This is a genomic window from Kamptonema formosum PCC 10802 (assembly GCF_000332335.1).
Lineage (GTDB): Bacteria > Cyanobacteriota > Cyanobacteriia > Cyanobacteriales > Oscillatoriaceae > Oscillatoria.
Window position 1 is genome coordinate 6,496,240 of sequence record NZ_KB235948.1, and the last position, 9,099, is coordinate 6,505,338.

General features: G+C 53.2%; 9 protein-coding genes. 5 read left to right on the plus strand and 4 right to left on the minus strand.

What is annotated here, in order from left to right:
* Positions 1-1,010: IS701 family transposase (locus OSC10802_RS42245; protein ID WP_017720206.1), on the minus strand; the 1,010-nt coding region annotated here is incomplete at its 3' end.
* A gap of 237 nt (positions 1,011-1,247) precedes the next feature.
* Positions 1,248-2,018: a DUF1350 family protein gene (locus OSC10802_RS0128610; protein WP_017720207.1), complete on the minus strand. Its 771-nt coding sequence runs from the start codon at positions 2,016-2,018 to the stop codon at positions 1,248-1,250.
* 733 nt (positions 2,019-2,751) lie between these two features.
* Between OSC10802_RS0128610 and OSC10802_RS42250 the strand changes: the two genes are divergently transcribed.
* Positions 2,752-4,740, plus strand: a complete 1,989-nt coding sequence (locus OSC10802_RS42250) for a PAS domain-containing sensor histidine kinase (protein WP_017720208.1) — start codon at positions 2,752-2,754, stop codon at positions 4,738-4,740.
* A 339-nt stretch (positions 4,741-5,079) separates the two neighbouring features.
* On the opposite strand, the gene OSC10802_RS0128620 is transcribed toward OSC10802_RS42250, so the two are convergent.
* Complete coding sequence (locus tag OSC10802_RS0128620) at positions 5,080-5,337, minus strand: hypothetical protein (protein WP_017720209.1); 258 nt, start codon at positions 5,335-5,337, stop codon at positions 5,080-5,082.
* 161 nt (positions 5,338-5,498) lie between these two features.
* Here OSC10802_RS0128620 and OSC10802_RS0128625 point away from each other — a divergent pair, with 161 nt between their 5' ends.
* The 4 genes from OSC10802_RS0128625 (at position 5,499) to OSC10802_RS0128640 (ending at position 8,816) form a co-directional block, all read left to right on the plus strand.
* Positions 5,499-5,714 (plus strand): hypothetical protein, encoded by a 216-nt coding sequence (locus tag OSC10802_RS0128625; RefSeq protein WP_017720210.1) that lies wholly within the window; start codon positions 5,499-5,501, stop codon positions 5,712-5,714.
* A gap of 169 nt (positions 5,715-5,883) precedes the next feature.
* The gene (locus OSC10802_RS0128630; protein WP_017720211.1) at positions 5,884-7,443 is read left to right on the plus strand and encodes a NupC/NupG family nucleoside CNT transporter; all 1,560 of its coding nucleotides are present in this window, start codon (positions 5,884-5,886) and stop codon (positions 7,441-7,443) included.
* Between the two features lie 30 nt (positions 7,444-7,473).
* Positions 7,474-8,082 (plus strand): DUF3318 domain-containing protein, encoded by a 609-nt coding sequence (locus tag OSC10802_RS0128635; protein WP_017720212.1) that lies wholly within the window; start codon positions 7,474-7,476, stop codon positions 8,080-8,082.
* Positions 8,083-8,546: 464 nt separating this feature from the next.
* The gene (locus tag OSC10802_RS0128640) at positions 8,547-8,816 is read left to right on the plus strand and encodes an RpnC/YadD family protein (protein ID WP_017720214.1); all 270 of its coding nucleotides are present in this window, start codon (positions 8,547-8,549) and stop codon (positions 8,814-8,816) included.
* Here the strand turns inward: OSC10802_RS0128640 and OSC10802_RS51410 are convergent.
* Entirely contained in the window at positions 8,786-9,028 is a 243-nt protein-coding gene (locus OSC10802_RS51410) for a hypothetical protein (RefSeq protein ID WP_155968526.1), read from the minus strand. The genes OSC10802_RS0128640 and OSC10802_RS51410 overlap by 31 nt on opposite strands.
* Positions 9,029-9,099 lie beyond the last annotated feature (71 nt).

Genomic DNA, 9,099 nt, shown 5'->3' on the forward strand with positions numbered 1-9,099 from the left:
CTCTCTACTATTTCCCACCATTTTTCAATGTCCTCGTACTGAGTGAGGCGAAAATCCGCCCAGCCCAGTTCATTTTTGCTTTCTTTGAACCCATCTTCTATCCAAGTTCGGCTCCCATAAAAATTGCCAACATCAAGGTAAGTGAGGCCAGAAATTCTCGCGATCGCATACCAAGTAGAATTTGACGGGAGCGTTTTTGTATCCGTAGTTATCTCCCAGTAACGCCGCTCTCTTCTTTGGCCAAATCCCCATTCTCGAATGAATCTAATTTCTTGATGGCCATCGGGAAAAACTCGCTTAAAATTTTTCCACTGAGAGGCTGTAACGCTTTCCTCGGGAATAATCCAGACTCCGTAATTCTTTCTAATTGCCACAAGATAGGGAAGATTGATCTCTTCTAAGGCGGCGATAAATCTGCTGTTTCTTTCTCCATAAAAGCTGTCAGCTAGCACTCTCTCTATTTCAAATCCCATCTCTCTTAACTGATGGAGCAATTCAACAGCTATTTCTGGCTTGCTTTTGTAGACATCTCCTGGTTGGAGGCGCTTTCTCGGCTTGTACACTTCAAAAATTAGGGGGAAAGTTATGCTGTCGATTAATCCATAAGCAGCCACAGCCACTAGACCGTTTTCAACTTTCCCTAATGGGCCAATGTACTGCCGGCTTACATAATCCGTCTTAGTTCCTTTTTTGGGGCTGCCGGTTTCGTCAATGATTAAAATAATTTTTCGCCCCCGAAGCGCTTTTAATATTAATTCAAGTCTTCTGGCTTTTAGCTGGGGACTTTTCCAAGGTGATTGAGTCAAAAAATGGTGCAAAGATTGTTCGTTCTCAAGGCCAGAGATTTTGGCTATAGCTGGTAAAGTTTTGCGTTTAATGTCTGAAATCATTCCGAGGTGAAGTAGCTTAAAAGCTTCAAAGCTTCTAACTTCTGGAAAGATATCTCTGTAGGGGGCGCAATACTCATCGATAAAATTGACGGTCGGTCGGGCAGCTCGGGGCTTAACCATATGCAGCACAAGGGTTTGAACGCTCTTCTCTTATTATACTCTTTCCAAAGTGACAAAAGAAGGCTATGGCAGTATGCACTTAGGTTAGGACATTAGATCAACAGGGCAAGGAGGGAACGCCTGCCCTACGCCTTTTTCCCTAGGTCACGGATGTCCTAACCAATATGACTGCTGCTATAACTGCGTGCACCGGATGGGGTTGGGGGTGGGGTTGTTTGTTGCCGGCGAAAATAGGGCCTAGCGCTTGGGGCCGAGGGGATTGAGCCAGCGGAGGATTTCTTGTTTGAGCTGCTTCAAATCGCGATAGACTTCTTGCCGGAACCACTGACCGAGGGCATCTACCGGTGAGAAGACTTGGCCAGCTGGCCAGCTGAGCTCTTGCCCCAAGGGTGTCAGGTGGTTGCCGTTGAGGGTGACGAGCGTGACCATATCGGGAAACCGGCGCTGCAGCAGCGGGTTCAAGCCAGCTGTTTGGTCAATGTCGTCGCTGTTAAATTTGACTAGGAGATTGCGGCGGATTCGATATTGCTTGGCAATCAGGTCGTTGGTGGCTGCCGGTGTTGGGGTGAACTCGACGGGGAAGACGGGCGACAGCTGCTCGACCAGGGGGATGGCCCGGCTGGCTGGGTAGTTGTTGAAAGAGATGAGGATATTTCCGGCGCGTTCAACGTCGAAGAGACTGCCGGTGAGCAGGTGCAGTTTGCAGCCCATGCTGTGGCCCACTCCGTAAACCGGCAGGTACTGCTTGTTTAACCGCCCGGTTGACTGCAGGCGATTGAGGGTTTGCTCGAACCGCCACAGGGTGGAGCGGGCGATCTCGGCGTGATCGAGGGTGTTGGCGAACGGGGTGGCTACGACCGCATACCCCGACTGTACCAGCTGTTCCAGCAGCCACCGGTAGGTGAGCTGGGGCGCAGTGGCGACGAAAGCTCCCCCGAGGAAATGCACGATGCCGGTGGGTCGAGGGGGAATGAAGACCCAGTTACCCGCTACTTCCTGCCAGTCCATGCCAAAATTGAGTTTTTCTTCCTATTTCCAGTTGAGGCTCGCCCATCTTAACATTTTCTTCAACCTGCTGCAACCGTGAGGGTCATTTCCTGGCAGCTTTTATATTCTTTTTGGGATCGCTGCAGGTAAAATCTTATACTTTTTTTAGGTTTGGGCGCAAAAATTTATGATATGACAGAGGTAGAAAAAAAATTTGAGATTTGAGATTTCAACATTTAGCGCCGGGGTTTAGGGTTTAGCTTTTGGCAATTTTTTTAAATAATAGGAAGAGCAATCTGCCCTATTTGAGGGGGTCCTTTTGGGGAGGCATTAATCTAGGCGTGGGACTGTCAGCCTCTGGACAAAGACTGCTGGATCAGCCAGTTGCTCGCATCGGGACTGCAAGCTGTTGCTTTGGAAAAGTTAAAAAATGTAACAGTGTAATCTGCGCAACAGAATTTGCGATCTTTTCTAGAAGATAACAAAAGTATGTAAAAAGCTAGGAAAAAAAGCAGCCAAGAGTAAGCTAGATTTAGTCATAGCGCTTTTTGAACGAAGCGTTTAAACAGGGTGCCTGACCGAGCTATAAGAGGGGAGATTAAAACGGATAGGTAAAAGCGGGTAAGTTTGGCGGTTTGAGGATTTTTTTTAGAAGTCAGGCTCTCCAGGAAGACGTTTTGAAAGTTAAGTTCGGGGGAACTTCAGGCGAAAAGACAGCGCGGAAAAACCAGGCAAGCCAATGGGAGAATAAAAGATGTATATTGCCGGCAGAAACAAAGTTGTGAGGATTGCTAGAGGTCAAGTGGGAGTAGACAGACAGGTTGGCCGGAATCGGGAATCGGCAGACAGTCACACTGTGATATCTTCTCACGGTTTGATCGATTCCATCCGTCAAGCGCTGGACTGGCACGAGATGCAGCTGCAGCTGCAACGGCAACAGCGAGAGTTGCAAGCGGTCGAGGCTCGTTTCAGCAGCGTTATCGACAAGAATGCTGACAGCATCATTATTGTTGACTGTCAGGGGATTGTCCGTTTTGCCAACCCAGCAACGGAATCTCTTTTTAACTGCAAGGTTGAGGAACTTTTGGGGAAACAGCTGTTCGGCAGCTTTGTCCTGGAGCGGCAAGCTTGCGAGATTGACACGGCGATTATGTCAGTGGGTGGGACAGCCGGCCCTGGAGACATGCGGGTGGTGCAAACCCTGGTTGACGTGATGCGGCTTCAGGAGGAAACAGCGGTTGCGGACATGCGGGTGGTGGAAACAGAATGGGAGGATAAAATTGCTTTTCTGATTTTACTGCGCGACGTCACCGACCGGCTGCGGGCGGAGCAGGCTCTGCGCAAAGAAAGGGACTTCAGCAAAACGCTGGTAGAAACTTCTCCCGCTTTTTTTGTCGCCCTCAGCGCTGAAGGGAAAACTCTGATGATGAATCAAGCGATGCTGGGCGCTCTGGGGTGCACTTTGGAGGAAGTGGCCGATACGGACTATCTGTCGAGATTTGTGCCCGAGGGGGATCGGGAGAGGGTTGCGCAGGACTTTAGGAGTCAGGTCGAACTCAAGCAGATCGCTTCGGGGGAGAGCCGCATCTTGACCTCGGATGGCCGGGAATTGCTGGTAGAGTGGCACTCCAGACCGGTGTTTAAGACCTGCGGTGAGTTAGATTTCATTTTTTCGGTGGGACTGGACATTACTGAGCGCAAAGCTGCTGAGTCGGCGCTGCGGAAATCGGAAGCTCGATTCCGGGAACAAGCGCAGCAGCTGGAAAAAACGTTGCGGGAGTTGCAGCGCACTCAATCTCAGCTGATTCAGACCGAAAAAATGTCGGGTTTGGGGCAGATGGTTGCCGGTGTTGCCCACGAAATTAATAACCCGATCAATTTTATCTACGGCAATCTCGCCCACGCCACTCAATACACAAAAGACTTGCTGGAACTCGTGCAGCTTTATGAGGAGTGCTACCGCAATCCTGTGCCGGAAATTCTGGAAAAACGAGAGGAAGTTGACTTGGATTTCTTGATGGAAGACTTGCCGAAACTTCTGGCTTCTATGGAGTTGGGGGCTGACCGCATCCGCCAGATTGTGCTTTCGCTGCGCACGTTCTCCCGTTTGGACGAGGCGCAGAAGAAGCCGGTGAATATTCACGAAGGCATTGACAGCACGCTGCTGATTCTCAACAGCCGGCTGAAGGCGAAAGCGGGGCAGGTTGGAATTGCGGTGGTGAAGGAATATGGCGACCTGCCTTTGGTGGAGTGCTATGCCGGTCAGCTCAATCAGGTGTTTATGAATATCCTTGCCAACGCCATTGATGCCTTGGAAATGGGGCACCGGCCATCGGGTGCCGGGGACCGGCCATGCCCAGCGCCCAGCGCCCAGCGCCCAGCGCCGGCGATCCGGATTCGCACTGAGGTGGTGAGTGGGGCATTGGGAATGGGGCACCGGCAAGAAGAGCAATCCTCAATGCCCAGTGCCCAATGCCCTGCGCCCAGTTGCCAATTTGTCCGGATCGCGATTGCCGACAGTGGCCCAGGGATGAGCGAGGCGGTGCGCCGCCGGCTGTTCGATCCCTTCTTTACGACGAAACCTGTCGGCAAGGGCACCGGTCTGGGGCTGTCGATCAGTTACCAGATTGTGGTGGAGCGACACGGCGGAGAATTGAAATGTTTTTCCGAACCCGGTCAGGGATCGGAGTTTGTCATCGAAATTCCTGTCCGCCAGCAATCTGTTTCAGATTCCCCGCAGTGAGGGCTGTGCGGGCTGCCGGTGCGGCCATACCCGACACCGGGTTTCTTGGGATGGCAGCCCAAAGAAACTCGGTTTCTTGCCGGTGGGGTGCCTTCCGCGATCTACTTCTGAAGTTCCGTCGAAAAATATTATGGGCAATTAACCGGAGTTGATGTGAGAGTTGCGCCGGCCCTCGGGTGGTAAAGATGATTAATCTTGCGGATTCCCACTAAAATAATTAGCCCCAATTGACCATAAACAGGCTTCCAGCATCGAAAAACTTCCTCATATCCGTTTTATTGGTAATTTTATCGCTGCTTGGGGTGTGGGGGAGGGCCGTGCGGTTCAGTGGAGCTGAGACTATTCCTCGAACCAATCGCGACTCAACAGCTCTGAGGCGGGGCGTTCGTTGCTCCACGCCCACCAGACGCAACCGCAGTGGCAGTGGTAGAATTCCTGCCACTTGCGCCGGTTGTCCTCTGTATACACCGGCGAGCGCCGGTTAATCCAAACCCGCTCTGCTTCCCTGGAGGAGGATTTGCATCTCGGGCAGCCGAAGTCGTGGGCGTGAATTGCCTGATTTGTCCAGTCGGGTGGGGTTGGATCGAAAGCTTCCATGTTTTGAGTCCCGTTTCCAGGATTCATTTTAACTTAAGGCATGTCAAAAGCTGACGGGTTCTTTCGTTGCGTTTTTTCTTTTGATTTCAATCCCTGAGAGGGATTCATACAAACCTTGCCAAACCCCGCTGTATATAATAGCACATTTCCCGACAGGAGTTGTGTCCGGCAAGAGTGAAAAGCGCTACAGCACTTTGCAGCTGAAAGGAGTCAGGGCGGATGAGCTTCCGGTGCCCACGCCCATTGCTCGCTCGCCGGCACCGGTTCCGGTTGCCCTGCGGGGGGGAAAGGGGGGGGACTTGACTGATGGGAAAACTGCGATAAGAATCTTAAAATTTGCGCTCACTTCAGCTTGCTTTGAATATCTCAGAACCTGAGAGCGCATTGGGGCGTCTGGTTTTTGGTTATTGTCTTAATTGTCCGAAGGTGCGGGAAAGCGGTGCGTCTAGCCACGCCTGTGATGGCCAGCGATGTTGCCGGCCCGATCCCGATGGCACCAGACGGCGGACTGGACAGCATCCGCCAATATGTGCGAGGATTCAGCTCATGCCTCATCCTATCTACCTCAACTTCATCTCCCTCCTGGGAATCTTTGGCTTGTGCGCGATCGCCTGGTTGTTTTCCGAAGACCGGCGGTTGAAGGTGTTTCCCTGGCGTGTCGCCGTGTCGGGAATCGCCTTGCAATTAATTCTAGGCGCTTTGGTCTTTCTGTTCCCGCTAACGAGGGACGCCCTGCAGGCATTTAGCAGCTTGCTCGACAGCGTGTTTACAGCAGCCGACAATGGGGCGCGGTTTGTTTTTGGAGCGAATATTGTCCCCGTACCCGGCAAAGATCCGGCGGTGAATCTGGGGTATATTTTCGCCTTTCGAGCCTTGCCCACAGTGATTTTCTTCTCCGGACTGATGGCACTGCTCTACAACCTTGGCGTCATTCAAGTGATTACCGATGTTTTTGCTAAAATATTTTACCAGGCCATGCGCTTGAGCGGGGCGGAGGCGTTAAGTGGAGCCGCCAATATTTTTGTCGGCATCGAAGCGGCAATCGTTGTCAAGCCGTATTTGCCCAAAATGACCCGCAGCGAGCTGTGCGCGATTCTGACTTGCTGTTTTGGGACAGCGGCTTCCTCAACCCTGGCGATTTATGTGAGTTTCCTCAAGCCGGTGTTTCCCAACATCTTGGGGCATTTAGTCTCCGCCTCAATCATGGCCATTCCCGCGTGCTTTGTGCTCTCGAAAATTTTGGTGCCCGAGACAGAAGTTCCCCTGACTGCCGGCGGGATTCCCCACGAAGAAAAAGCCGAGAAAAAACAAAAAGAGTTCAGCGGGGCAGAAATTGGCAGCTCGGCGCTGGGTGAGGACGATCAGGAATTCAAACAGGATACAGTAGCGGGAGAGCCCATCGAGCGGGTCAGCCCCTTGGACGCTGCGATTGTGGGGGCGCTGGATGGGGTGAGAATGGCAGTTTCAATTGCCGCCGTGCTGATTTTAATCTTGGGGTTGGTTTCTTTAGTGAATCAATTCTTTGGCTGGCTGGCGGGGCTGCCATCTCCCATTGGCAACCTGTTTCAGGTGGTGACCTTAGCAAATATTCAAGGGTTCTTATTTTACCCGCTGACAATTTTAACCGGCATCCCCTTTGACGAATCTTGGCAAGCCTCGGTGATTATTGGGCGGAGACTGCTGGAAACCGCCATTCCCCCCTATCAGGCGCTGGCGGAAGCCGCCAAAACGGGGCAGGTGAGCGACCGCACCGTACTGATCGTCAGCTACGCCCTGTCTGGATTCGCGCACCTCGCTTCGGTGGGGATTTTTGTCGGCGGCACCATTGCCCTAATTCCCTCACGGCGCAAAGATATTTCCGAGTTGGGCTGGAAGGCTTTATTTGCCGGCACCCTGGCAACGATAATGATTGCTTGCGTGGCTGGAGTTTTTGACACCGGCAACCCCAGTATTTTAGGCTCGAAGAAGGCACCGGAACCCGCGCTGACCGCACCGGCACCAGTGCCTGCCTCACCGGCACCGGCACTGGAAGCCAGCCCATCGCCGCCGCCTGCGCCCAAAGTGCCGGCAGCGAAAACGCCAGCCCCGCGCACTCGCACCCGTTAAGCCTTTTGCAAGCCTCAACCCACAAAACCGATGGAACCCGCCGCTGAAATTCAACGCCTGCTGGATGTCATGCCCGCCTCTGGGCGCATGATGGCTAAAATCGTCAGCAAACCGCAGCAGGCTGTAATAATTGACAGCCCGTTCCCCCTGCCCTGGGCGAGGGAGCGACCGATTTTCATCAATTTTGACCTGTGGCGGCAATTGCCCAAGCCGCAGCGGGATTTGCTGCTGCTGCGCACTGCGGGCTGGCTGACCGGCATCCGCTGGTTCAAGCCCGATCTGTACCGGGGAGTGGTGCTGTCTGGGCTTTTGGGGGCGGCGGTGGAACTGGCGCAGGGAGATGCCGTGGGCGTGACGGTTGCGGCTGGGCTGAGTGTGTTTGCCTGCGCCCAAATCTGGCGGGCTTTCCGCAGTTCCCAAACCGAACTGGAGGCGGATGAAGCGGCAATCCGGGTGGCGGTGCGGCGCGGCTATTCTGAAAGCGAAGCTGCCGGTTACCTGCTGGCAGCCATTGAATCCGTGGCGAGAATTGAAGGGCGCACCAGCTTGAATTTTACTGAGCTAATTCGCTCGCAAAATTTAAGGGCGATTGCCGGCATTTCGCCGGTGGGTGTGCCCAATAGTATCAAGCGGGAGTAGGATGAGTGAGGTGCTGAGAGAGCCGGTTTCTTGACAAACCCGGTTTCTTAAAGAAACCGGGTTTCTGACCCGCACTTCACTCAAATGAAACGGCTATAAGTGAGGGCTGGCCGGCTGAATATTAGCGGTTTGTTTTTGGCGAGTAGCGTTTCGTAAACCTCTCAGATGCCAGCGGTAGGGCTAAAGCCCTACTACAAACCTTCCTTCCAGGCTGTAGCCGCAGGCTTCCCGTAAGGGTGGCTGGGAACGAGGGGAATCATGAAACCAGAGAGTTATAATGTAAAACATGGCGGAGATTATAGCAGAATACGACGAATCTTGGAAAGAAGCGATAGAAACCTATTTCCAAGAGTTTCTCAGGTTCTTTTTTCCGGATCCGATTTGTAGACCGGATGATGGCGCTACCAGAGGAACTGCAACGAGAATTTAAAACTGAGTTAATTCGCCAAAGGGAGGAAGGACAAATGCCGTTTATCAGTCGAGTGGAAGAAATGGCGAAAGAGGAGGGCCGTCAACAGGGCCGTCAAGAGGGCATTCAGGAGGCAACCAGGCGAACCCTGCGAGAGGAAACGCTCGCCATCCTGGAAGTTCGCTTTAATGCTGTCCCCCCAGAGGTGGCGGACGCCTTGAATGGCATTGATGACCCTGACACCCTGCGCCGGCTGTTGCGAGAAGCGATCGCGATCGCCAGCCCAGCCGAATTTCAGCAACTGATCGGCACCATCGTTCGGTAATTCGCCGGCGGCCCAACTGGGCCGGCCCTAATTAGGGCCACCGAACACGCCCCCCACTCCGTACCGGGCTTTCGGGGCGGGGGGTGGTGTTTACTGCCGGTGCGGCGCAACGCCCGCGCGTCGGGGGCGAGAGCGCAAATCGTTCCCGACAGCACCCTGCCGAATAATTCCGCAGTCACCCGGAACGGCAACACATTTAGAGCAGTATGCACTTAGGTTAGTACATGGGCATCACGCATGCATGGCATCACGCATGCATGGCATCACGCAAAAGCTGGTAGGG

Excerpts from the sequence above, each read along its gene's own strand:
- OSC10802_RS0128640 (WP_017720214.1), top strand. The coding sequence starts at position 8,547 with ATGCCGTTTATCAGTCGAGTGGAAGAAATGGCGAAAGAGGAGGGCCGT.
- OSC10802_RS0128630 (WP_017720211.1), top strand. The coding sequence starts at position 5,884 with ATGCCTCATCCTATCTACCTCAACTTCATCTCCCTCCTGGGAATCTTT.
- OSC10802_RS0128610 (WP_017720207.1), bottom strand. The coding sequence starts at position 2,018 with ATGGACTGGCAGGAAGTAGCGGGTAACTGGGTCTTCATTCCCCCTCGA.
- OSC10802_RS0128620 (WP_017720209.1), bottom strand. The coding sequence starts at position 5,337 with ATGGAAGCTTTCGATCCAACCCCACCCGACTGGACAAATCAGGCAATT.
- OSC10802_RS42250 (WP_017720208.1), top strand. The coding sequence starts at position 2,752 with ATGTATATTGCCGGCAGAAACAAAGTTGTGAGGATTGCTAGAGGTCAA.
- OSC10802_RS0128635 (WP_017720212.1), top strand. The coding sequence starts at position 7,474 with ATGGAACCCGCCGCTGAAATTCAACGCCTGCTGGATGTCATGCCCGCC.